Origin of the sequence: Mariniphaga sediminis, from assembly GCF_003573545.1 — a bacterium.
Classification (GTDB): Bacteria; Bacteroidota; Bacteroidia; order Bacteroidales; family Prolixibacteraceae; genus Mariniphaga; species Mariniphaga sediminis.
Genome location: NZ_QWET01000004.1, coordinates 1 through 24,135, shown reverse-complemented (window position 1 = coordinate 24,135; position 24,135 = coordinate 1). Strand labels below are relative to the sequence as shown.

Genomic DNA, 24,135 nt, shown 5'->3' with positions numbered 1-24,135 from the left:
CACCTAGGCTATTGTATCTCCAGGCTCATTTCCCAGGTGCATGTTGATTACTGCCAACCACTTTGATTAGCTTTTAATTTCCTCAGGCTTCAGGTGTTTCCGGGTACTTTTTTTGTCCCCTTTTCCATTACCATAGCCTTTCCCGTAGCCATACCCGTAACCGTATCCATATCCATAGCCGTATCCGTAACCATAACCTCCGCTAAAGCTGTAGTTCTTTTTTGAAAGTTTAATATTGTTTACAATCAGCCCAACTCCTTTTAATTGGTGTTTGGAAACTTCTTCCAATGCTGTTTTAAGGGCTATTTTATGGGTGAATTTGTGGCGAATTATAAACAAGTTGGTATCGATAAACTCATGCACGTGGAAAAGGTCGGAAACATAGCCAATCGGGGCTGAGTCAATAACAATCACATCGTATATTTCCTTTAGTTTTCGGAGCAATTCAGCAAGCTTTTCGTCGGTCAGCATCTCGCCCGGGTTGGGAGGTATTGGTCCGGCCGGGATTATTTTCAGCCAGGGATGTTTGGTTTTAAATGTTATATCTTCTACTTCTGCTTTTCCGATGATGTAATTGACCACACCCATATCCGAATCCAGCTTAAACTCCTCTTTCAGTTTTGAATTGCGCAGGTCGAGGTCGAGCAGCACCGTCTTTTTGCGCATCAGTGCAAACGACGATGCAATGTTTACCGCATTGTATGATTTTCCTTCTTTGGGGAAAGTAGAGGTAATAGCAATAACCGGGTTTTGATTTCCTTTTGTAATCAGGTTTAATTTGGTGCGTATAGCACGATAAGGCTCACTGGCAGGTGAGTTGGGCCTGTCGAGCACCATGGTACGGCTGATGTCTCCCTTGGTGTTTTGAAAGACATGGCCGATAATCGGGTATTTGGTTATTGATTCAATATCATCCTGAGAAACAACTTTATTGTTGAAAAAGTCGGCCAGCATCATAACACCGGCAGGCAAGGCCAGTCCGAGTAAAAGCGCAATAGCATAAATCATCATTTTTTTGGGTTCTACCGGACCTAGCCCCATCATCTGGGGTTCTTCGATGAGCTGGGTGTCGGGAATGTTGGATGCTTTGGCAATTTGCGCTTCCGAAAGTTTTTGCAACAGGAAGGTATAGATTTCGTTATTTAGTTTGTATTTACGTTCAATGTTAACATAATTTCTTTCCGTTGCCGGAAGCCTCCTTACCTGCGCTTCAAATTGTCTGACCCTTTTATTGAGGTTTACAAGCGCCATATCTGATTGAGAAATAATGTTATTGACATTTTCACGCAATGAGTTTTTAACACTCTCAATCTGCGCATTCAACTGGAGAATGATTGGGTGTTGTGAGCCGCGCTTGATGGATGTCTGACTTGATTTTTCGGTAATCAGCTCATTTAAACGGAGAATCAAGCTGTTTAGCAGTGGATCTTGAATTCCCATGGCCGATGGGGCAATGATTGTCTCTTCCTTGTTTGTATCGGAATGAATGTAATCACGCAGGTAGTGGTAATATTTGTTTTGCGTTTCAAGTGTTACCAGCTCTTCATCCAGTTCACGCATTTGTTCCAGCAGTTGCTGCGACTGCATTGAAATGTCCAAAACCTGGTGTTCGCTTTGAAATGTTTCCATGCGACTTTCTGAAATGCTGAGCGAATCTGAAATACTCTGCAACTGGGAACTAATAAACTGGATGGTTCGGTTGGCATTCTCGTTTTTCTTCTCCAGATTATCCAGCTGATAAACTTCTGTGAGTTTGTTCAGAAAATCGACTCCTTTTTTTACATTAAAATCCCTGAGAGTCAAATTTAATATAGAAGTTTCTTTGTCGTTAAGGGTAACATCCAGTTGCTCCCGGTAACGTTTTAACAGCGCCTTTTTCGAATTAAATCTGAATTTATAATTATTACTGGCATTGGAATCAAATAACTCGTTCAGTAAAATCGTAAAAGAAAATTCATCGGACGTTATTTTGGTACCTGGATCAATTGTTCTGGAAAAAGAATACCCGGGTATTCTTTTCACCACTTCTTCTTCAGTGTAAGAGTAGGCCGATATCACTTCTTCTTCCATATCTATCTTCAGCTTTCCATTAGGTTCGATGGTCAGAAAAAAATCGGCATCAATAACCTGGGGGTGTTCCTCATCCCAAACTACCTGGAACGGCACTTCTTTATATCTTTCAGATACAGCCACCCTGCCCACCGCATAGTAGCTTACTTCAAAATCAAGTTCATTCAACGTACGCGAAACAATAGGGGTAGAGTTTAGGATAACCATTTGGTTATAAATATTTCGCATGCTGTTCATCATCCCGAGTCCCTGAAAAATTCCTTCCGAGGATCCCCCGGCTCCGGATGCTAATGGGGAACCTGCTTTTTCTTCTTCTACCAGTAACGAAGAGCTTATTTCATAAATGGGTGTAGTGTACCGGTTATACAAAAAAGCCATGCCAAGGGTTATGGCAACTACAAAAGCGAACCAATACCAATTTCTTAAAAATCTAAAAATAATTTTTTTGAGATCGATACTGTCGTCGTCTTGTGATTGGTTGATTTGGTGACCGTTTTTATTTATATCCATCTGGGTCATTTTCTGAAAAGATTAAGAATGAGCAATCCGATTGAAACGATCGATGCTGTGATGCTGAGTGGAGCTGCATAAGGCAGGTTTTTTGCACCATATACCTTGGTGCTGTGCTCCACATAAATAATGTCGTGCGGCAATACGTAGTAGTAAGGTGAATAAATAACCTGAGGATTGGTAAGATCCAACTCTGCGACATGTTTTCCTTCGGGGAGCTCACGTATCAGCTTCACTTTTTTTCGGTTCCCGTAATCCGATATGTCTCCGGCCGACCCCAGGGCTTCAAAAATAGTTAACTGGTTTTTTACCATAAGTTTCTGGCCGGGTTGCTTTACTTCGCCCAGCACCGTAATATTTCGATTGACCAATTTTACAAAAACAGAGGCGCTTTCTAGGTAACTGTCTACTTTACCCTGTATAATATCACGTACTTCCGACACGGTCTTGTCTTCCACATGGATATCTCCTAATTGAGGATATGAAATTCTTCCTTCATCATCCACCAGGTAGGTAACTAACTCCAGGCTGTTTGCCGAATTTCCGTAAGAACCCATAGAGCCCTGTGTGTTGACAAGGTTTAGAAATGCGGCATTCATGGGATCATCGCTGATGACCTGAATAAATAGCTGATCATTAGATCTGATGCGGTATTCTTCCGGCATGGGGCCACTTGTATAGGTTATACCCGGATCAATGCCATTTAAATAAATAAGCTCATTTAAAGGCGTACTACAAGAAGTAATAAACAACACAAGTGGAAGAAGTAATCGAATTATTCCTCCTCGAAATTTAATGGTTATCATGTGTTTTATTTTTAGTACGCCAAAAATAGTAAAATTATTGTGCTGGCTGTGGTTGTTTTCTGGAAAATAGATAAAAGTACCGTTTAAATCATTTTTAAATATTTTGTATTTCCAGGACATTCGATCTGTAATCAGTAGCGTTGTATTACTTTTGCTGAAAATCAGAAAAAATGGGATTACTCGTTCACCCTGATGCCAGGGCTTTGATATTCGACCTTGATGGAACCTTGTCTAACTCTGTGCCGGTGCATGTAGCCACCTGGAACCAGGTGGGAGAAGTTTATGGTTTCAAATTCGATACGAAGGTTTTTTATGAAATGACAGGACGGCCAACAATTGAATTTGCCCGCCGGATTATTGCGGATTTTGGCCTCTCTGCTGATCCGGAAGAGATTGTAAAACTGAAACAACAAACATTCTGGGATTCGGCAAGTTTGCTGGAACCGGTAAATGAAATTATTTCCATCGTAAAAGAATATTATGGTAAGCTCCCAATGGCAGTAGGTACAGGCGCCAGTCGCAGAAGTGCGGAAGTACAACTGGCCGAACTGCAGATTACGAAATGTTTTGATGCCATTGTATCTGCTGACGATGTGACCCGGCACAAACCTGAGCCGGAAACTTTTCTGGAATGTGCAAGACTCATGGGAATAGAACCTTCCAAATGCCAGGTATTTGAAGATGGTGAATTAGGTTTGGAAGCAGCCCGGAAAGCAGGGATGATCGTTACCGATGTTCGTCCTCACATCAATTATGGAAACTGGGCGCATTAGACCGTAAGATCCTTGTTGCTTTGAGGATTATTTTTTCGGTGTTTTTTAGCCCGGGAAATCAAGAGGAAGGCCTTTTAGCTTTCCGATAAATACAAGTGTACTTTCAGTTTCAAGTACAAGGTTGTTGCCTTCCATGATTTCAAAGTTACCTCCCACCCCCTGTAAAATGTGAAAATAAGGTTCATTCTCGAAACAAAGGATTCCTTTTACACGGTATATTTCCATTTTGTAAATATCGAGGTTGTACGAAAGCCAGCGGGTAAATTCCTTTTTGTTCAGCGGGTTTGGGAAAGAGAGGGTTTTGGTTTGAATACCGGCATGTAAATGCCCGGATGTGTCTTCCGGAATGATGTTGTTTTTATGGGAAATTTGAAATAAATCCAGGTGGTCTGCTTTCCCGTTTTCAGAAAAAGAGATGTTAGCCAGAAGGTTTATTTTCCGAACCATGTTCCCCAATTCTGATTTGTCTTCTTCCGGGAGTTCCTCCGATTTTGTAATTACAATCTCGTCGGCAACTGCCAGTTGTTTCAGTCGTAATGCTTTTTCGGGTTGCGTGTAAAAATGCAGGGCATCGACCATACAAATGGTTCCGTTGAATGTGAATAGTTGTTTCAGTCGCTCGTCCCTGAAAAACGGGCGGATAACTCCTGCCGGATCTGCTACTCCCGTTGTTTCAATTAAAAGGTACTCAACATGCGGGAAACGTTCCGCCAGTTCCTGCAATACCATTTCATACTCGTTGGTAATCGTGCAGCAGATACAGCCTTGCTTCAGTTCAAAAAGGCGGCTGGCATCTACGCCTTTTATCAGTTGAGTATCAATGGATATATCTCCAAATTCATTCTCTACCAGGGCAAACTGTGTTTGAGGATATTTTTTTAGTATAAAATTGATGAAAGTAGTTTTGCCGGCACCGAGAAAGCCGGTGACCACAGTAACTGCTATTTTGTTTTGTCGGGTCATTCTAAGAGTTGTTTATTATCCCGGGCGGTACAATTCTTTATCGCGTTTTAAAAAGAGGGAATGGGAACTTCTTTTAATTGGCGATTAAAATCGCCACACCCGATTACCAGGTACTTTTTAAAACCCCTCCGTCAACTACTAAACTCACCCCGGTAATGTACGATGCAGCATCGGAAAGCAGGAATGCCCCGGCATTTCCAAATTCAGCAATGGTTCCGTAGCGCCCCAGAGGGATTGCCGATTCATTTTTCTGTCTAATTTTTTCGACGGGCACTCCCTGTTTTTCAGCGACATTCCTGTTCAGCGCTTTTAGGCGGTCCGTATCAATGCCACCGGGAATAAGGTTGTTAACCCGGATGTTTTTCCCGGCCAGTTCGTTGGAAAGGCTTTTAACCAAACTGGTCACACCAGCGCGGAATACGTTGGAAAGTAACAGCCCGTTGATTGGTTCTTTCACCGAAAGGGAGGTGACGGTTAAGATGGAACCTCCGCCGCATTCACGCATGGAAGGCAATACGCCGCGGATCAGCCGGATGGCGCTCATCAGCGTAAGATTAAAGGCTGCTTCCCAGTCTTCATCCGAAAAGTCATCGAAATTGCCCGGAGGAGGTCCGCCGGCATTCACTACCAGACCGTCAATGCGTTCAAAAGCCCGCTCCACTTCCGTTATCCATTCTTTTATCGACCTGGCATCTGATGCGTCGAAAACGGAAGCATGAACAGTGGCTCCTGTTTCTTCGCGCAACTGATGTGCGGCCTCTTCCACTTCATTTTTTGTACGGCTTGCCAGGCAAACGGTGGCGCCGTTGCAAGCCAGCTCACGGGCAATGCCGAAACCCAGCCCCTTGCTGGAAGCCGCTACCATGAATACTTTTCCTTCGATATGTAAATCCATTTTTGTAAATTTTCAACAGACAAAATGCAAAAAACAAATAACGTAAAAAAATTTCCTTACACCTCTTTTAGCTTCCACTTCCCTTTTCTGAAATAAATCAGGGCAATAATGGTGAGCAAACTTTCGGAAGCAACAATGGCAATGCTGGCACCGGAAAGTCCCATTTTTAGGGTAATGGCCAGCAGGTAGGCCAGTGGTATTTCAATCAGCCAAAAACAAACTATGTTTATTTTGGTAGGAGTGAAGGTATCTCCACTTCCGTTAAATCCCTGTATCAACACCATTCCCAAGGCATAAGAGATGAACCCGAAACTGATAATGCGCAGGGCCAGAATCCCATTATTGAGTACTATGGTTTCGTTAACGAACAGGCGAATGAAGAACTCAGGGAAAAGAATCAGTACCGTCCCGATAATCCCCATAAAAACCACATTTATATAACCGGTAATCCAAACTGCTTTTTCGGCCCGTTCTGGATGTTTGGCTCCCAGGTTTTGCCCCACCAGTGTGGAGGCTGCATTACTGAGACCCCATGCCGGCAGAATAGAAAAAAGAATGATACGGATGGCAATAGTATACCCCGCCAGCGCTTCAGGGCCGCTTACTGCAATAATTCGTACCAGTAAAATCCAGCTGGAGGTGGCAATCAGGTTTTGCAGGATTCCTCCGCCCGATATTTTTAGTAATTCCAACACAATGTTAAGTCGAAACCTGATGCTTTCTCTGTACAGTTTGATACGGTAATTTCCCCTGAAAAGAAGATAAAACTGATAAACAACGGCAAGTGCCCGCCCAATAGTAGTCGCAATGGCCGCACCTGCCAGACCCAGTTCGGGAAAGGGACCGATACCAAAAATGAGCAGTGGATCGAGTACGAGGTTGACAATGTTGGCTAACCATACCACCCGCATGGAAATAGCTGCATCGCCCGAACTACGGAATATCGCATTGATGATAAACAAAAGCATTATCACCACATTTCCACCAAACATAATGACAGGGTACCATACTCCTTCTTCCGCCATCTCTTCTGTGGCTCCCATCAGCAATAAAAATTCTTTGGCAAACAATATCCCGGGCAGGGCAATAAGTAAGGCAACAAAAACTCCCAGCAGAATGGCCTGAAATGCTACTACTCCTGCTTCGTTTTTGCGCTTTTCTCCGATACGGCGTGCGACAAGGGCAGTGGTTGCCATACTTAGTCCCGAGCCAATGGCGTAAACAATGGTCATTACCGACTCGGTGATCCCGACAGTGGCTACCGCGCCGGCGCCCAGTCTTGAAACAAAAAAGATATCGACCACCGCAAATACCGATTCCATAATCATTTCAAGTACCATCGGAACGGCAAGAATAAAAATAGCATGGCCCAGTCTGGATTCCGTAAAATCCCGCTCGGTTCCTCCAATAGCTTCTTTAATATCTTTCCATAAAAGTTTTAACTGGCTAATCCGAATGCTGAATTGAGACAACTTCCCTCTTTTGCTGACCGACATGTTTTGATTATTGAATAAAAGTGAAAAACTACGATTGATTTTTTGAAACGCTCCCTTCGAATGGGAGAAGAATGGACAACTATAGGAAAATTGTAGTAAGTTTCATCGCAGTATTGTTTGAATTCGGTGCCACAAAGATAGGGATTTATTTTTTTGAATCTGCCCTTTGTGATGTGAAAATCATTGATTTTACATTGCCTGGCGAGTAGGAAATTCTGATTTGTTCTTGTTTTAAGTCCAGGTCCTGTGGACGAAATCAGGAAAATTGAATGTATTCTTTATCAGAGAAAGTGCAAAAAAAACGATGGTTTTTTCGATTTTTGGCAAATGCGTCAAAGTAGAATTAGTTCTTCTAAAACTGAACTCTGACTCCTGTTTTATGTTACTATTGCTGAAATTTGAAATGGTTTATCGAATGAGAAATATTCATATTGGCGGGTTTGTTTTTATCATTTTTATAATAGTATCCTGTGGTCGGTCTGAAAAGTTTCCGGACTATGTAACGGCACATGTTGACATTGACAACGTAGAATTTACAGAGAGTACAGACTATTTTTTTTCAGGACAATATTCAGGAAGGGAACAGGAAAGCAAGTATTTCCCTGTTCTGGATTCCCTGCTTGCATTGAAGCAAATGTACCTTCATAAAAATGAAGGGTTTGATATGGGTTTGTTCCGTGAAATGTGGACCCGTTTTAAAGGTAGAACAGAAAATATCCGGTTCAACGAAAACGCAGCAAAAAAATGGTTTGAAGTAACCGGCTTCCTTTTCGAACTTTCAGGTAATGCCGTGCAGGCAGAAGAACTGGAAAGGATTTCCCGGACGCATTTTTCCTATCTTGCACCGGACACACGCAATCCAATGATATTGCCGTATGTTTTTACCAGAGAAGTAGATCATATCCATGTGAATCTTTTTTTGCCGGCTGAGATTGGTTACACACATTCACTGGGAGGAGGCGTAAAGATCCGGCAGGAGACAGATTTTCCCGGCAGTGGAAAAGTCCGTTTGATTTTTAGTATGGAAACCAAACAATACATTGAGCTGTATGTGCGGATTCCCACCTGGGCCGAAAGTGCTTCCGTTACGGTAAAAGGGGTTAAGTATGTTGCCCCTCCCGGAAATTACTGTAAGATAGCCAAAAAATGGAAAGAGGGTGACGAGGTAGAAATCGAATTCCCGCCTGAGAATATGCCAGACTATCTGAAGTTATAATTTTCAGCAATTAGGCAAAGCGTCCAGTTTGGCAAGTCCGCCAGTGGAGGTTTCACGGTAACTGCTCTGCAGATCAATTCCTGTTTTATACATGGTTTCCACCACTTCGTCGAAACTAATTCGATGGCGCCCGTCGGACATCAGCGCATAAGTATTATGTGAAACGGCTCTCTCCGCGGCAAAAGCATTTCGCTCAATGCAGGGAATTTGTACCAGCCCGGCTACCGGGTCACAGGTTAGCCCCAGGTGATGTTCGAGTCCCATTTCTGCTGAATATTCTATTTGATAGATGGTTCCTCCCATCAACTGGGTTGCAGCTGCCGAAGCCATGGCGCAGGCAGTCCCCACTTCTCCCTGGCATCCTACCTCTGCGCCTGAAATGGAAGCATTGGTCTTCACAATATTACCAAAGAGACCCGCTGTTGCCAGCGCCCGGATAATGGAAGGATTGTCTGCTTTATATACTTTTTTGAAATAAAACAGCACCGCCGGAAGTACGCCGCTGGCACCACAAGTAGGCGCGGCTACAATTTTGCCTCCCGAAGCGTTTTCCTCCGAAACAGCAAGGGCATAAGAAAAAAGCTGTGACCGGCGTTTAAACGGGGTGGCAAAGTTTTGCCCTTTTACAAAAAAGGACTGCGCTTTACGGGGTAATTTTAATCCGCCCGGAAGCGCTCCTTCTCTGCTCAGTCCATTCTTAATAGAGGCTTCCATTACTTCCCAAACTTCTTCAAGGTATTTTCTTACTGACGTTGCTTCACATTCAAAAACATATTCCCAAAGTTGGATTCCGTTTTTATTGCACCAACTGAGAATTTCAGCCATTTTTCTGTGTGGATAAACTTCCTTTGTACGGGTTTCTGTAAAATCATCGGTTATGCTGCCTCCTCCCGTACTGTAAACGGTCCATTCTTCCATTAGTTTGTTGTCAGGCTCAAAAGCATAAAACTTCATCGCATTGGGATGACGGGGAAGAAACTCCCCGGGTTTCCAGCGAATAGAAAGTTCGTGCCCCGTGAAAACATCCTCGATTGCTTTGTCTGTTAAATGCCCCTTTCCTGTAGCAGCAAGGCTTCCGAAAAGAACAACTTCGAAATGACTGGCTGTTCTGTTTCTGTTTAGAAACTGTTCGGCCGCTTTTCTGGGGCCCATGGTATGACTGCTTGAAGGGCCGTGGCCTATTGTGTAAATTTCTTTTATTGATTCCATCCGGATCTGTATTTTCTTGGGTGAAAATAGAATCTTTCCAGGAAACAAACAGTATTTTTGGTTTGAATTTATATTTTTATAGCCAAAATAGGATATTTTTCTAGGGAAGAGAATAACATATAACAACCACAAAAAATTATTTTTAGAATGAATAAACTTAACCTTTGTCTACTTGCTGCTGTTTTTGCGGCCTGTTCTACTATTACTGTAAAAGAAATTGAAATGCCTTATACGAAAGAAGATTTTGAGGGTGTTGTCAACGGCAGAACCACCCGTATGTTTACCATGGAAAATAAAAATGGGATGGTAGTGACCCTTACCAACTACGGAGCCAAAATTATATCCATTTATGCACCGGATAAGCAGGGAAATTTTGCCGATGTGGTGTTGGGGTTTAACTCCATTGAAGATTATCAGGAATATGGAGCCAGCCACGGGGCAGTGGTAGGGCCGTTTGCCAACCGAATTGCTAATGCCGCGTTTACTATTGGCGGGGAAACATTTCAATTGCCGGTGAATAACGGAGAGGCCTGCCTGCATTCGGGGCCCGACAGTTGGTACCGCAAAGTATGGGATTATGAGAAGAAGGGAAATGAAACCACCTTTATGCTTGAAAGTTGCGATGGCGAATTTGGATTCCCCGGCAATAAATCGGCAAAGGTTACTTACATACTTACCGACGATAACGAGCTTAAAATAGATTATGAAGTTACTACGAATAAACCTACCCATATTAATCTTACCAACCATAGCTATTTTAACCTTCGGGGCGAAGGGAACGGCACCGTTCTCGATCATGTTTTGGTAATCAATGCCAATAAATCAACACCTGTAGTAGATGAAAGTATGATACCTACAGGCGAGATTGTCGATATTCGCGGAACAGCACTCGACTTTACCACTCCACATGCCATTGGTGAACGAATTGACGAGAACCACCCGCAACTTGTTTTTGGAAAAGGGTATGATTTTAATTATGTTTTAAACAAACAAGCGGATGAACTTGCTTTTGCCGCCAGCGCGTTTGAACCCGAAAGCGGAAGGTACATGGAAGTATTTACCACAGAGCCAGGTATTCAGCTTTATACCGGTAACTTTCTGAAGGGAGTTGAAATAGGAAACAGTGAAGAACCCTACAATTTCAGAAGCGGGTTTTGTCTCGAGACTCAACATTTCCCGGATAGCCCGAACCAGCCTAATTTCCCGTCTACTTTGTTAAACCCGGGAGAGACTTATAAATCAACCACTATCTTTAAATTCTCGGTGAAAGAATAAAGCAGGGCAGTTAACCGGAAAATAAAATACTTATTTTTGAGTTCATGAAGAATATCCGGGGAACGCTTTGAATTGTTTTAATGAGAATTGAAAAAAACGGGAAACAGTGGTTTAAAGAAGTATTTGATCAGAATTATACCTACATTCTGAACTATCTTTTCTATTTATCTGGTGACACGGAATTGTCGGAAGATTTGGTTCAGGATGTTTTTTTGCAATTGTGGGAAAAGCGTGATGAGGTAAAGCAGGAGACTTTGCGGCCCTATTTGTTTACCATTGCCCGTAATAGTTTTCTGAAAAACAAACGACGGCAGAAATATGACATGAAGTTTCGTTCCAATTATTTTGAACGTACCGAGAACGAATCGCCGGAGTTTATTTTGGAGATGAAGGAATTTGACAAAAAATTGCAAGGGGCCATTTCTGATCTTCCGGAAAAGAGTCGTGTTGTCTTTTTGATGAACAGGATGGATGAAATGACATACCGGGAGATTGCAGAGAATCTGGGTGTGGGAGTTAAGGCTGTTGAAAAACAAATGAGCAGGGCTTTGGCAATCCTTCGGAAAAAACTGGAAAAAAATATATAATTCAGAAGTGAAACGGACGTTCACTGATTAGATATGATTTTCAAACCCGATAGAATTGTTATTGAATACATTTTTACGACATAGCGCTGCGTTTTTGTTTTTGTTGCTGGCTTTTTGGCAAACAAGGGCCCAATATCCTGATATTACTGTTTCTTCGGAAAGAAAACCGTTGGCTGGAGTACTTGAAGAAGTAACCCGGAATTACGGAGTCAAATTTGCGTACGATGCCAACTCATTCCACGACATAGAAACCCGCTTCTCGTTTGAAGGGATTGCCCTGGAAGAATTCTTGCGTTTTCTTGAAAAGGAATATGCCGTTTCTTCTAGTCTGATTGACGGCACCTGGGTTCTGGTAATTCAGGAAACAAGGGATTCTGAGCCGCCTGTTTTTGCTCCCCCAGAGCCTCAGCTGACAAGATTGTCGGGGTTTGTGCGTGATAAAGAAACAGGAGAAGATCTGGAATACTGCAACGTTGCCTGCGAGCCAAACAAAGGTGGAATGACCAATGAACTCGGCTTTTTTACATTTACACTTCCTCACACTGATTCGGTGCGGCTGCTGGTGAGCTACCTTGGCTATCGTACGATGGATACCATTGTTTCTCCCCAAAATACCGTGATGATTTTTCTGGAGCCATCGGAAATTATGCTGAAGCCTGTCAGGGTGGTACACACCGAACGGGAGGTGTTACAGGCCTCGCCTTTACCGGAGAAAATTGCATTTAACCCGTTAAAATCGTCTGCTGTTCCCCGAATTTCGAACGATGATTTGGGAAATGCACTGTTACTGATTCCAGGGGTGAATTTTTTGCAGGGGGCTTCCCCGGGGCTTTCCATCAGGGGAGGGGCACCTACCGACAACCTGGTCCTTTTTGATGGGATTCCGGTGCTGGAGACCAGTCATCTCCTGGGAAATATGAGCGTATTGAATGCAAAGTTTGTTCAGCAGGCTTTTGTTTCGCGCGGTGGGTTCGATGCCGGTTACGGCGGGCGGGTGTCCGGTTTGATTGAACTTACCGGGAAATCAGGGAAAAATAACAGGCCCTACCTCGATGTGTCAGCCAATTTGTTGAACTCAAATGTACTGGCCAATATTCCTGTCACCAACAAGTTTTCGATTACGGCTGCCTGGCGCCGTTCATTTATTGACAGCTGGCAGAATTACCTATACTACCGGCTTATTGAAAACGTTTCTTCTACCGACGAAAACCCGGTAACATCTACCATTATTCCGTCTGTAAAGTATCAGGATGTCAATACAAAAATTAGTTTTCACCCTTCTGCAAAAATGGAATTCAACCTGAACCTGCTTTATGGAAAAGACAGGCAAAGCAGGGATTTTGAATTGATACAAACGAACGATTATTACCGGAATGAAAGAATGAAAAGCGGAAGCCTGGGAATGAGTTTAAACTGGAAATGGCAAGTAAACGATGAGTGGTTCCACTCCTTTTCTGCCGGTTTTTCTTCCTGGGAAAAAGATATGGTAGATGAAACCGGAGAGTTGGAAGAGATTACCGAAGTGATTGAAAATCCCGGAAAAGGACAGGGGAAGGGGAAAGGTCTGGCAAAAACCCGGGAAAGAACTTATTCCCGTCAAACGCACGATATTGATAATGGGTTTAATCATATTGAAGAATACCGGGCCGCCTGGAAAACAGCGTTGAAAAGCGGAAACTTTACCCATGAAGCAGGAGTGGGTCTGACCTATAATAGTTATGCATATGACTTTTTTGCCAGCCGGTTAAAAGATACGCTTCAGATTGATTCAATTGCCAGTAGTGCCAATCAGTACTTGCTGAACGCTTTTGTGCAACAGAATATTGATGTAACCGACCAGATTCGTTTCAGGTGGGGACTTCGTTCCAGCTTTGATATCTCCCGCCGGAAGACGTTTTGGCAGCCTCGCGGAGGTTTGGAATTTTTACCTGTCCGGGGGGTGAAGGTTTACTTCCTGAGCGGAATTTATTACCAGTTTTTGACCGGAATCAGGCGTTTCGACAGTGAAGGGCATTTCAGTCCGGTTTGGTATCTTCCGGACGATAAAGGCCGGGGAACTGTGAGCGGGACGCATTATATTTTGGGTGGCAAGTTTGAAAAAGACGGATGGTTTATTGATTTGGAAGCGTACCTTAAAAATGCAGAAGGAAAAGTAAATCTGTTTGCAGAAGAAGTGAGTTCGGGAGAGAAAATTTCAGTGACCTATAATCCGCACGAGAGCAGGGAGCGAAACAAAGGAATCGATTTGTTCGTTCAGAAAAAACATTTTCTTTTCAATCACATGCTAAGCTATTCGATCGCAACGGCAGAAGAACAAACCAGCGGTTTTTTCGGTAACAACTGGTATCCGGGATACAATGACCGTACGCACCGCCTGAAACTGACCGAAATGATAAGGTGGAAAAACTGGACGCTTACCGGTAGCTGGCAGGTTGCCAGTGGGTTGCCTGTGGTGCAGTATACCCGGGATTCAACTACTGATGAGTTTGCACGCTCCGACCCGTTTGCCCAGTTAGATCTGGCGTTGATAAAAACATTTACCGGAAATTTTTATTCATTTAGCGGCGGGGTTTCCATGCTGAATGTGTTCGACAGAAAAAATATCGTGGAAGTGAACTACCTTCGTTTTTCTTCTGACGCTGGATCGATGACGGTGCGTTCCGACATTTCGGCGCTTGGTTTTACCCCGGTTTTTTTTATAAATGCAAAATTCTGATCAAAAATTTCCTGTTCGGGGTAGGGTATTTTTTCCTTTACGGATATTATAAGATGTTAATAATAAAATGAGTGTTTCGAATTGCGAGAAGATTCACCTGTTGGTTGTGGAACCAGCAGGTGAATTAATCTGAAAAAAAATGGTAGAGTGTCCGGGAAACCTTTTTGTAAAATGAAAAACAAAAAAAATAATCAATCAATTTCTCAAAAGGCCGATCAGTTGATTCGGAATTACCAGGTTTCTGTTAGCTCCGGCAAAGAGGAAGTCCTGGACTCTCTTTTAACTAAAATAGATAAAAAGGAATACGCTGAAAGCAAGCCGGAGAGGAAAATATCCCGGTACATGGCTGCAGCGGTTTCTGTTGCTGCAACTGTTGCTATACTTCTGGCTTTCTGGTTCTATTTCGCTACTGAAACAATTTCGGCCGGGAAAGGCCAGACTTTTGCCTGTCGTTTGCCCGACAACTCCAGGGTGATTTTACACAACGAAAGTTCAGCCACTTTCCGGAAATATTTTTGGAATGGGAATGTGAAATTGTCGGGCGAAGCCTATTTTGAAGTGGAAAAGGGAGATGGATTTCGGGTAAAAACGTCACAGGGAGAGGTGGAAGTGCTTGGAACAAGGTTTTTGGTGGACGGATGGGACGAGCAATTCAAAGTACAATGTTTTCAGGGTAGTGTAAAAACCAGCTTTGGAAATACCTCATATACACTGGAGCCAGGAACCCAGTTTACAGGAAAAGAAGAGGAAGCCCAAAAAAATACGTTTAAAAATGAGGCCGGGTATCCAGGCTTTGCACAGTTTCAGAAAAATTTCTCCAATACCCCTCTGAATGAGGTGGTTTACGAGATTGAAACCTTTTTTGGCGTGGATATTACGTTGCAGGTTCCTTCCGGGAAAAATTTCTCGGGTACGCTCCAAACAGGCAGCCTGGAAAATGCACTGAAAATTGTTTGTGTGCCTTTGCAGTTGGACTATGTTTTTGAAGATAAATATAGAATAACCATTAATTAAAAGTAAAAAGGATGAAGAAAGAAAAGCTATTGAAAATGAGAGTGTTTGGATTTATAGCACTTTTCGTGTTAGGAGTTCTGGCAGGATGTAGTGAACTGTTGGACAGTGAAAAAGATGTGGATGTTGAAAACAAGGGAAAAGGAACAGTTGTCATTAAACTTACTGATGCACCGTTTCCTGTTGATTTGGTCGCAGAAGCCAATATTACGGTCGATTGGGTTAAGTTAATGAAGCATGAAAATGAAGAGGGTGAGGGAAATGGTAACGGTAATAATGAGGAAGGTGACGATGATGGAAACAACGCGTTTGTAACCTATGAACTGGAAGAGAATGTAACATTTAATCTGCTGGATTTAAGCAACGGGGTAACTGCAACGTTGGCAGAAATGGAAGTGCCTGCCGGCGTTTACCATGAAATCAGACTCCATATTGTTGATGCAGGTATTGTTTTAAATGATGGAACTGAATTCGACTTGAAGGTGCCAAGCGGGGATGCAAGTGGCCTGAAAATTAAAGTGAACCCGGCTTTGGAAATGAACGGCGAAAGTTTTGCCGAGGTGTTACTCGACTTCGATGTCAGCCGTTCTTTTGTGCTCAGAGGGAATATGAAACACGGGTATGATAAAGTGAAGGGTTTCATTTTTAAACCGGTGGTTCGGGCAGTGGCTAATTTTCAAGTCAGTTCCGGTGAAATTTCCGGTATGGTTACCGATTCTGCGGAGGCTGTTATTGAAAATGCATTGCTGACCTTGATTGAAGGGGGCGATACCGTTACATCGGCCATGACATCAGAAAATGGAACGTACGCCATGATAGGAATTCCACCGGGAGATTACAGCCTGGCATTAAATGCAGACGATTATGAAAACCAGGTAAGTGTAACAGTTGAAGCAGGTGCCGTTACCGTGCAGAATTTTGTAATTCCTGTGGGTGATGAAGTGCCGGAAGCAGGTGAAATATCGGGCACTGTGTCTGATACTGCAGGGGTTGTTATTCAAAACGCAATGCTGACTCTTTTTGCCGGAGAAGATTCCATCACCTCTGCCAATACCAGTGAGCAGGGGTTGTATTCCTTTGCCGGAATTAACCCCGGCGATTATAACCTGGTATGCAAAATGGAGGGGTTTGTCAGTCAGGACTCTACCCTGACAGTTATGGCAGGTGAGGTAACAGAACAAAATTTTGCGTTGGTACCCGTACCCGAAGATGAAGATTAATAAATAGCTGGATTACTCGACCGTTCTTTTCTGGAACGGGTTGGATTGAGGTTAGGAAGGGCGTCGAAATGGCGCCTTTCCTGTTTATTTTTGGTGGGTGCTAAAAGATTTTTTTGAATTCTCTCCCGCTTTTTTGACTCACCCGAATAATACGATGGAGTAGCCTGTTTTCAGATACATTTTCCATCAGTATTTTTTTACGCCGTGCTCACTTGTTTTCCGGCTCACCGACTGAACCGAGGCCATCGCTGCGATGTGTTTTATATTTTAACCATAAATGTTCGTATGTGGACCAGCCTATTCTCTCAATTCCTGACTTTGATTTATAAGTGAGCGATACTTGATGCGGGCTTTGTCAAAATTCCGTCAGTCGGGCCAATTCGCAACATTGAAAAAACGCAAAGGTTAATTTTGACATGATTCTTTTTGCTTCGTTTTTCTCATCTAGGAGAAAAATGAAGTGGGGATTGGGGCAAAGCCCCAAACAAGTGGATAACCAGTCTGTTGTTATGAATAAGATTCTGCAAGTAAGGTTTTACATCAAACTCACGTTATTTTTTGAAACTTAATCACTTATTTAAAGTTAGTTTTGAAAAAATTTTAGGGTAGGGAAAAAGTTAAATGAATATCGAAAGTTAAGCGTGATTACTTTTTTGATATTTAGTTGTTTAATGGTATTTGTTTCTCCGGTTTTAGCTGGTCTAAAGACTTAATTCATCGAAAATAATCATCAGGGACAAATTTTAAACAGTGTCCTTGTTTTCTTTATCTCACATTAAATTTTCGTACTTTCGCACCTTAATGATTCAGCAATAACAATTCGTACGGGAATTTTATGCAAAAAAAAGTAGTCGTCATAACCGGCGCCTCCTCCGGAATAGGAAAAGCGCTGGCCGAAAAATACGCCGGGGAAGGATGTAGTCTGGTTTTGGCCGCCCGTCGGGAGGATCGTTTGGATGAACTCAAAAGCAGATTGACCGGAGCTGATGTACTGGCTGTAAAAACAGACGTTGCGTGCGAAGACGACTGTAAAAACTTAATGGAAAAAGCCATTGAAAAATTCGGGCAGATTGATGTCCTTATCAACAACGCCGGCATTTCCATGAGAGGGCTGTTTCATAAAACCGAGATGGATGTAATACGCCGGGTAATGGATGTAAATTATTGGGGAACCGTTTATTGCACCCGGTATGCCCTCCCGCACCTGATGAAATCCAAAGGCTCGTTGGTTGGGGTTATTTCTGTGGGTGGTTACATCGGACTTCCCGGACGAAGTGGCTATTCTGCTTCCAAATTTGCTGTGCGGGGGTTTCTGCAAACCATACGGGTTGAAAACCTTAAAAACGGCCTCCACGTGCTGATTGTTGCACCCGGGTTCACATCCTCCGAGATTCGAAAATCGGCCCTGGTTGAGAATGGGGAGCAACAAGGCGAAACTCCCAGGGATGAGAATAAAATGATGTCGGCAGAGGAGTGTGCCACCCATATTTTTAAAGCCGTGGAAAAACGCAAACGCGACCTGATTCTTACTTTTGTGGAAGGCAAGTTTACCGTATTCCTGTCTAAAATTCTTCCGCGCTTTGTGGAGAAAATGTCCTATAAAATGTTTGCGAAGGAACCGGACTCGCCTTTCAAATAGCTATTTTCTTTTTTTACTAAAACGATACTATTGAAATGATGGAAGAATTGTCAGTTGGTACCCGTGTAGAACACCCACGCTATGGTGAAGGGATTATCAGTAAAAGCAAACTCACTGCTTATGAGATTTTTTTTGAAAAAGGTGGAAAAATTGAAATCACCAAAAGAAATACTGATTTAACCGTACTTGAAAAGAATATGGATGCCCCACCGCATAAAGGACTTTCTATTGGTGAGGTGGAGGAGGTATTAAAATATGTGCTTGACCAATACGGGGCGCTTAGTGCCGTGGTGCCGCTGGGCGAAAAGTGGAAAGGCGGTACCATGTTGTTGCAGCCGGCCAATCCTGAATTGAAACCCAAAGAGATTCCGATAGAAGCATTTTTTCATAAAATTGTTATGTTACGCGACCGTCTGCGGGTGTTGGAGCAGAATATCAACAGTCATAAAGTCATTTCTGATGAAGAAAAGGTAAACCTTCAACAATATATTACCCGAATTTACGGTTCACTAACTACTTTTAATGTTCTTTTTGAAGAAAAGGAGCATTTCTTTGTCGGATCAAAATCAAAATAGTATGAAATGTATAGCTTTAGTTGTAACCCTTATTTTTGGCACATTGGTTTTAACTGCGCAGGATAAAGTTTTAAAAGTATGGCCCAACGGGGCGCCGAACCATAATGGCATGGACAAACCAGAGGAGAAATACGACGGGGTGCGCGTGCGAAATGTTTCGGAAGCCGAAATGTATGTTTACCTTCCTGAAAAAGAGAAAAATACCGGAGCGGCAGTAGTTATTTGTCCGGGAGGAGGTTATATGATTGAAGCCATGGATCACGAGGGGTATGATATGGCCAAGTGGCTTAAGTCCAGGGGAGTGGCCGGGATTGTGTTAAAATACCGACTGCCATACGGACATCATGAAATTCCCTCGGGCGATGCCAGGCAGGCCCTGCGGATTGTCCGGAAAAATGCGGAAGCGTGGGGTATCGATCCCGTAAAAATTGGTATTGCCGGTTCTTCGGCAGGAGGACATCTTGCGTCTACCGTGGGTACCCGTTTTGATTGTGGAAGCAAAGAGAGCGAAGATTCTTTTGAAAGAATAAGCAGCCGTCCTGATTTTATGCTCCTGCTATACCCCGTTATTACTTTCAGAGAGGAGTTCGGCCACATGGGTTCACGTAAAAACCTGATTGGGGAAGGAAATGACTGGAAGATGGTTGAAGAATATTCTAACGAGTTGCATGTGACACCTCAAACCCCGCCAACGTTTTTGGTTTTAGCCGACGACGACAAGGGAGTTGTTCCGCGAAACTCAGTGGAATTTTATCTGGCATTGAAAGAAAATAATGTGCCTGCCGAAATGCATATTTTTGCTGAAGGAAATCACGGATTTGGAATGAATAAAAAGAACCTGCCTGTTGACCAGTGGCCAGAATTATTCTACAATTGGCTGAAGGCTGTAAAAATGATTGAATAGATGCAACCGACCCATCCACTGAAAGTACTGAAATTTTGTCCGAAGTGTGGCTCTCCGGCTTTTGTTGCTGCCAGCGAACGTTCCCTGAAATGCAGTGATTGCGGGTTTCATTTATTTGTGAACTCGGCAACCGCAGTGGCAGCCCTGGTGCCCAATAAGGAGGGAAAGCTGTTGCTTACAACCCGCGGAGTAGAACCCGACTACGGAAAACTGGATTTGCCCGGCGGGTTTGTCGATCCCGGTGAAACAGCCGAAGAGGCTATTGAGCGCGAACTGCTGGAAGAATTGGGAATGAGGGTTAAATCGTTGGAGTATGTGGGGGCAGCTCCCAATGAATATGTCTTTTCCGGGTTCAGTGTTTTTACACACGATATGGTTTTTCGTGTTGTTCCTGAATCGGTTGATGGCCTGAAAGCCATGGACGATATCCTTGATTTTGGATTTTATGATGAAAATGAAATCAACCTGGATTTGGTGCCTGCTCCGTCCATAAAAAAATTCGTAAAACAATTTTTCGAGATATGAATGAAATCCGCCAACGGTTAAAAGCGCTTCGACTGGAACTGCTAAGGCGCAATCTTGATGCCTGGTACATTTCAGGTACCGATCCGCATGCCAGTGAATATTTACCCGACCGCTGGCAGACCCGTGCGTTTTTATCCGGCTTTACCGGTTCTTACGGGATTGTGGTTGTTACCCACGAAGAGGCTGGCCTCTGGACCGATTCACGTTATTTTCTGCAGGCTGAAGAACAGTTGAAAGGCTCGGGGATTAAAATGTACAAGCACCGTGTCCCGGATGCCATTCCGCCCGAAGTATGGCTGGCAAAAAAACTGACGCCGGGCAGTAAAGTAGGGTTTGACCCGCAAACTGTCACTGTTTCTGGCTTTCATAATCTCAGTAGATTTTTGGACGAAGCAGGTATTAACACCGTGGAAACCCCTGATCTTTTTGAAAAAATATGGGAAAACCGACCGGATTTGCCCCAGGATAAAGTTTTTGAACTGAATCCTTCCCAAACCGGACTCTCCCGAAAGGATAAGCGGGAGTTGGTGGTTGCGGAACTGAAAAAATATGAGGCCGATTTCCAGGTAATTACTGCTCTCGACGAACTGGCCTGGCTGTTTAACCTGCGTGGCTCTGATATACCCTATAATCCGGTTTTCACCGGCTATGGTATTGTGGGGAAAAATGAGTGGATATTATTTGCAAACGGGGCCAAAATCCCGGTAGAACTGAAGGCGCGCCTTGAGAAGGAGAAAATCGGACTGGCCGAATACGAAGATTTTTTTACCTGGCTTAAATCCGTGCGTGGTAAAAAAGTTTTTATTGATCCGGGATCAGCCAGCTATTCTGTTTTTTCTACCCTTCAAGCGGATAATAAAATAGCCGATGGCAATTCGGTGGTTTCTTTATTAAAAGCCCGAAAAAATTCAACGGAACTGGAAGGCTACCGCCAGGCCATGAAAAAAGATGGCGCAGCATTGGTGGCGTTTCTTTTTTGGTTGAAAGAGAATGTAGCAAAAGGGACGGAGACGGAGTTTACCGCAGGGCGCAAGCTGGCAGAATTCCGTTCGCAACAGGAAGCCTTCGTAGGTGAAAGTTTTGCCCCTGTTATGGGTTACAGGGAACACGGTGCTATTGTGCACCTGAATGTGGGAGAAAAAGATGCACTGCTGCTGAAACCGGAAGGAATATTACTGTTTGATTCCGGTGGGCAGTATTTGCATGGAACCACCGACATCACCCGTACCATTGCATTAGGTGAGGTTACATTGCAACAGAAGACTGATTTTACACTGGTGCTGAAGGGGATGATTGCCCTTTCGCAGTCAAAGTTTCCGTTGGGCACCAAAGGGTGTAATCTGGATGTTCTGGCGCGCATGGCGCTTTGGGAGCATGGCCTGAATTATGGTCATGGCACCGGCCACGGAGTGGGGCATTTTCTTAATGTGCACGAAGGTCCCACATCTATCCGGCAGGAGTTTAACGAGGTTTCTTTACAGCCCGGCATGGTACTTTCCAATGAACCCGGACTTTACCGCGAAGGGGAATACGGCATCCGAACTGAAAACCTGATGGTGTGTGTCGAAAAGGAAACCACTGCATTTGGTAAGTTTTTCGGTTTTGAAACACTCACACTTTGCCCGATAGATACGCGGTTAATAGACTTCGAACTGCTTTCAGAAAATGAACGGAAGTGGCTCAACCATTACCATCAGTGGGTTCACAAAGAGTTAGAACCATGGGTAAGCCCGGAGTTGAAAGTATTTTTAGAGGAACTTACAGCAGAAGTTTAATCTTGCCGGCGTCAGTGTGAATAGTGTAGGTACTAGCCCCCATTGTCTGACCGGCAGGCTGGCTTTAGCCAGAGGTATATTGGAAAGATTTTTTTAACACAACTTTACAAAGTAAAAACGAGAGGAAGTAAATGGAACATTTAGGATCATGTTTGTGTCGAAAAGTGAAATTTAAAGTGACAGGTGATTTTGAGAGCTTTTATTTATGCCATTGCAGGTATTGCAGGAAAGATACTGGTTCTGCTCATGCAGCAAATTTATTTTCGACAACAGCTAAACTTGAATGGATAAAAGGAGAAAATGAAGTTCGGACTTTTCAGGTAGCGAAAAGCGATCATGCAAAAGGGTTTTGTACGCATTGTGGTTCTGCATTGCCTAATTTACAAATGGATGGTACCCTTTTGGTTGTCCCGGCAGGGAGTTTGGACACGAAATTGCATAAAAGGCCGGATGGGCATATTTTTATTTCAAATAAAGCGAATTGGGATGAATCACTGGAAACGGTTCAAAAATATGAACGTTTCCCCGGATAAGTTTTAAAATGGAGCTTACGTAGAATTCTGTCTATTTTTTAAGTAGAACCCTCAAAACGAAAGAAGAAGTTGTAACCACAATGTATGCCGGAGAACTTAACGGCTCTCTTATTAAGAGCTAATAAATTAGAAAATAAGGCTACAGCTAAAGCTCAAAAGATGCCGCATGCTTGTGAAAAGAACTGGCAACCCAAGGCCGCCAGTTCAGTTAAACGTTTTCTGTTACATTTTCATCCCGATATAGAACACGTATCCGTAGTAAGCTTTATACTTCTGGTATAAACGGGTTTCATGTCGCTGATTGGCAATGAACTCTTCAGCATTCTTATTCCCGGCCTGCCTCTTCAGAAATAATTCCTGGGCTGCTTCCTGCGGAGCATAAAAATGTTCGGTCCAGCAGTTCTCCGGAAGGACAAAAGTGGCAACAGGAATATACCCAGCTTTTTGCATTTGCGCAACCTTGTTGGGAATTGTGTCGATCTCCGGATAGGCATCCTCCCAAAAATTATGAATTTCAGCAGGACGTTCGCCGGTAAACCACGATACCTCTGAAACGGCAATGTAGCCGCCTGTTTTAATGAATTTTCGCCATTCATTCAGGCCTCGTTCAAAACCAATATTGTAAATGGCGCCTTCTGACCATAAAAGATCGAATTCTTCTTTCCTAAAAGGAAGATTATCCATTGAACCGACGATGCCCTTTACCCTTTTCTGAAGGTTCAGTTTCTCTGCATTCAGATTGAATTGGTCGATAAAAGAGGGAAACAGATCGACACCTGTAATAGAACCCGGTGTATGTTGTGCCAGTACCATAGTCTGGCCACCTGTTCCGCATCCGATATCTGCAATGCGGGATGTATTGGTGAGGGTGCCGGTAAAACCCAGTGCTTTGAGCGTTACTTCCGGGCTACCGGGTCCCTGTCTTTCCAGGGTTAAAAAATATTCGCAAATTAAATTGAAGTCGAACGCGTGAATTGATTTATTTTCGTCACTCATGATGTTTAAATTTTTTTTGATGAAGCCATCGTGTTGTTTATTGATTAATAATCGTACAAGTTGGAAAAATCCACGTTGTACTTTACCTGGCTCAAATAATTGTTATATGAAATTAAAATCACTCAGGCAGGAAAATGCCCAAGTTTCATTAGAGGATAACCTTTGACTTTCTGCCAAGGTTATTTACTTCACCCGATCCATCATAAATTTAAACATCCAATTTTTTTGATGTGGCAAATATACTTTTTTTCTTGGTTTTTCAGGCTTCAGAAGGACAAAATCTGGCAAGGGATGTCTGAACCATGGTTCCTTTTTTTATTATAATCGTTAAAACCACCTCCTTCGGGGGTGGTCATGTTTAATAGGCTACGCCTTAAATTTATTAACTTCGTCACATGAGTAATTTTAAGAAATTAAATCATGTGATTTACAGGTGCACTT

20 protein-coding genes are annotated in these 24,135 nt (G+C 43.2%); 13 read left to right on the top strand and 7 right to left on the bottom strand.

Annotation, left to right across the window (positions count from 1 at the left end):
- Nucleotides 1-66 precede the first annotated feature (66 nt).
- Nucleotides 67-2,580 carry a GumC family protein gene (locus D1164_RS06120; RefSeq protein WP_172594358.1) on the bottom strand — a complete coding sequence of 838 codons (2,514 nt, stop codon included), beginning with the start codon at nucleotides 2,578-2,580 and terminating at the stop codon, nucleotides 67-69.
- A 5-nt stretch (nucleotides 2,581-2,585) separates the two neighbouring features.
- Nucleotides 2,586-3,386, bottom strand: a complete 801-nt coding sequence (locus D1164_RS06115; protein WP_172594357.1) for a polysaccharide biosynthesis/export family protein — start codon at nucleotides 3,384-3,386, stop codon at nucleotides 2,586-2,588.
- Nucleotides 3,387-3,556: 170 nt separating this feature from the next.
- On the opposite strand from D1164_RS06115, the gene D1164_RS06110 reads away from it, so the two are divergent.
- Nucleotides 3,557-4,159 carry an HAD-IA family hydrolase gene (locus D1164_RS06110; protein ID WP_119349077.1) on the top strand — a complete coding sequence of 201 codons (603 nt, stop codon included), beginning with the start codon at nucleotides 3,557-3,559 and terminating at the stop codon, nucleotides 4,157-4,159.
- A gap of 45 nt (nucleotides 4,160-4,204) precedes the next feature.
- Here the strand turns inward: D1164_RS06110 and D1164_RS06105 are convergent, their stop codons facing one another.
- The 3 genes from D1164_RS06105 to D1164_RS06095 form a co-directional block, all read right to left on the bottom strand.
- Nucleotides 4,205-5,122, bottom strand: coding sequence for a CobW family GTP-binding protein (locus tag D1164_RS06105; RefSeq protein ID WP_119349076.1), 918 nt, complete (start codon nucleotides 5,120-5,122; stop codon nucleotides 4,205-4,207).
- A gap of 103 nt (nucleotides 5,123-5,225) precedes the next feature.
- The gene (locus tag D1164_RS06100; RefSeq protein ID WP_119349075.1) at nucleotides 5,226-6,017 is read right to left on the bottom strand and encodes an SDR family oxidoreductase; all 792 of its coding nucleotides are present in this window, start codon (nucleotides 6,015-6,017) and stop codon (nucleotides 5,226-5,228) included.
- 56 nt (nucleotides 6,018-6,073) lie between these two features.
- Nucleotides 6,074-7,513 carry an MATE family efflux transporter gene (locus D1164_RS06095; protein ID WP_119349074.1) on the bottom strand — a complete coding sequence of 480 codons (1,440 nt, stop codon included), beginning with the start codon at nucleotides 7,511-7,513 and terminating at the stop codon, nucleotides 6,074-6,076.
- 415 nt (nucleotides 7,514-7,928) lie between these two features.
- Between D1164_RS06095 and D1164_RS06090 the strand changes: the two genes are divergently transcribed.
- Nucleotides 7,929-8,729 (top strand): glycoside hydrolase family protein, encoded by an 801-nt coding sequence (locus D1164_RS06090; RefSeq protein WP_172594356.1) that lies wholly within the window; start codon nucleotides 7,929-7,931, stop codon nucleotides 8,727-8,729.
- 3 nt (nucleotides 8,730-8,732) lie between these two features.
- Here D1164_RS06090 and D1164_RS06085 read toward each other — a convergent pair whose 3' ends face one another.
- Nucleotides 8,733-9,938 (bottom strand): L-serine ammonia-lyase, encoded by a 1,206-nt coding sequence (locus D1164_RS06085; protein ID WP_119349357.1) that lies wholly within the window; start codon nucleotides 9,936-9,938, stop codon nucleotides 8,733-8,735.
- Nucleotides 9,939-10,085: 147 nt separating this feature from the next.
- On the opposite strand from D1164_RS06085, the gene D1164_RS06080 reads away from it, so the two are divergent.
- The 11 genes from D1164_RS06080 to D1164_RS06030 all read left to right on the top strand — a co-directional run bounded on the left by D1164_RS06080 (nucleotide 10,086) and on the right by D1164_RS06030 (nucleotide 22,698).
- A complete protein-coding gene (locus D1164_RS06080; RefSeq protein WP_119349072.1) occupies nucleotides 10,086-11,213 on the top strand; it encodes an aldose epimerase family protein in 1,128 nt (375 codons plus the stop codon).
- Between the two features lie 80 nt (nucleotides 11,214-11,293).
- Entirely contained in the window at nucleotides 11,294-11,800 is a 507-nt protein-coding gene (locus D1164_RS06075; protein WP_119349071.1) for an RNA polymerase sigma factor, read from the top strand.
- Between the two features lie 61 nt (nucleotides 11,801-11,861).
- Nucleotides 11,862-14,516 (top strand): TonB-dependent receptor, encoded by a 2,655-nt coding sequence (locus tag D1164_RS06070; protein WP_147372065.1) that lies wholly within the window; start codon nucleotides 11,862-11,864, stop codon nucleotides 14,514-14,516.
- A gap of 171 nt (nucleotides 14,517-14,687) precedes the next feature.
- Nucleotides 14,688-15,530: a FecR family protein gene (locus D1164_RS06065; RefSeq protein WP_119349069.1), complete on the top strand. Its 843-nt coding sequence runs from the start codon at nucleotides 14,688-14,690 to the stop codon at nucleotides 15,528-15,530.
- 11 nt (nucleotides 15,531-15,541) lie between these two features.
- Nucleotides 15,542-16,747, top strand: coding sequence for a DUF4382 domain-containing protein (locus tag D1164_RS06060; RefSeq protein WP_119349068.1), 1,206 nt, complete (start codon nucleotides 15,542-15,544; stop codon nucleotides 16,745-16,747).
- An 835-nt stretch (nucleotides 16,748-17,582) separates the two neighbouring features.
- Entirely contained in the window at nucleotides 17,583-18,386 is an 804-nt protein-coding gene (locus D1164_RS06055; RefSeq protein ID WP_119349067.1) for an SDR family oxidoreductase, read from the top strand.
- A gap of 35 nt (nucleotides 18,387-18,421) precedes the next feature.
- Complete coding sequence (locus D1164_RS06050; RefSeq protein WP_206610938.1) at nucleotides 18,422-18,961, top strand: hypothetical protein; 540 nt, start codon at nucleotides 18,422-18,424, stop codon at nucleotides 18,959-18,961.
- 1 nt (nucleotide 18,962) lies between these two features.
- A complete protein-coding gene (locus tag D1164_RS06045; RefSeq protein ID WP_119349066.1) occupies nucleotides 18,963-19,865 on the top strand; it encodes an alpha/beta hydrolase in 903 nt (300 codons plus the stop codon).
- Entirely contained in the window at nucleotides 19,866-20,390 is a 525-nt protein-coding gene (locus D1164_RS06040; RefSeq protein WP_119349065.1) for an NUDIX domain-containing protein, read from the top strand.
- Nucleotides 20,387-22,165 carry an aminopeptidase P family protein gene (locus tag D1164_RS06035; protein ID WP_119349064.1) on the top strand — a complete coding sequence of 593 codons (1,779 nt, stop codon included), beginning with the start codon at nucleotides 20,387-20,389 and terminating at the stop codon, nucleotides 22,163-22,165. Before D1164_RS06040 ends, D1164_RS06035 begins: the two co-directional genes overlap by 4 nt.
- 131 nt (nucleotides 22,166-22,296) lie before the next feature.
- A complete protein-coding gene (locus D1164_RS06030; protein ID WP_119349063.1) occupies nucleotides 22,297-22,698 on the top strand; it encodes a GFA family protein in 402 nt (133 codons plus the stop codon).
- 222 nt (nucleotides 22,699-22,920) lie between these two features.
- Here the strand turns inward: D1164_RS06030 and D1164_RS06025 are convergent, their stop codons facing one another.
- On the bottom strand, nucleotides 22,921-23,694 hold the full coding sequence (locus D1164_RS06025; protein ID WP_119349062.1) for a class I SAM-dependent methyltransferase: 774 nt from the start codon (nucleotides 23,692-23,694) through the stop codon (nucleotides 22,921-22,923).
- Nucleotides 23,695-24,135: the final 441 nt, after the last annotated feature.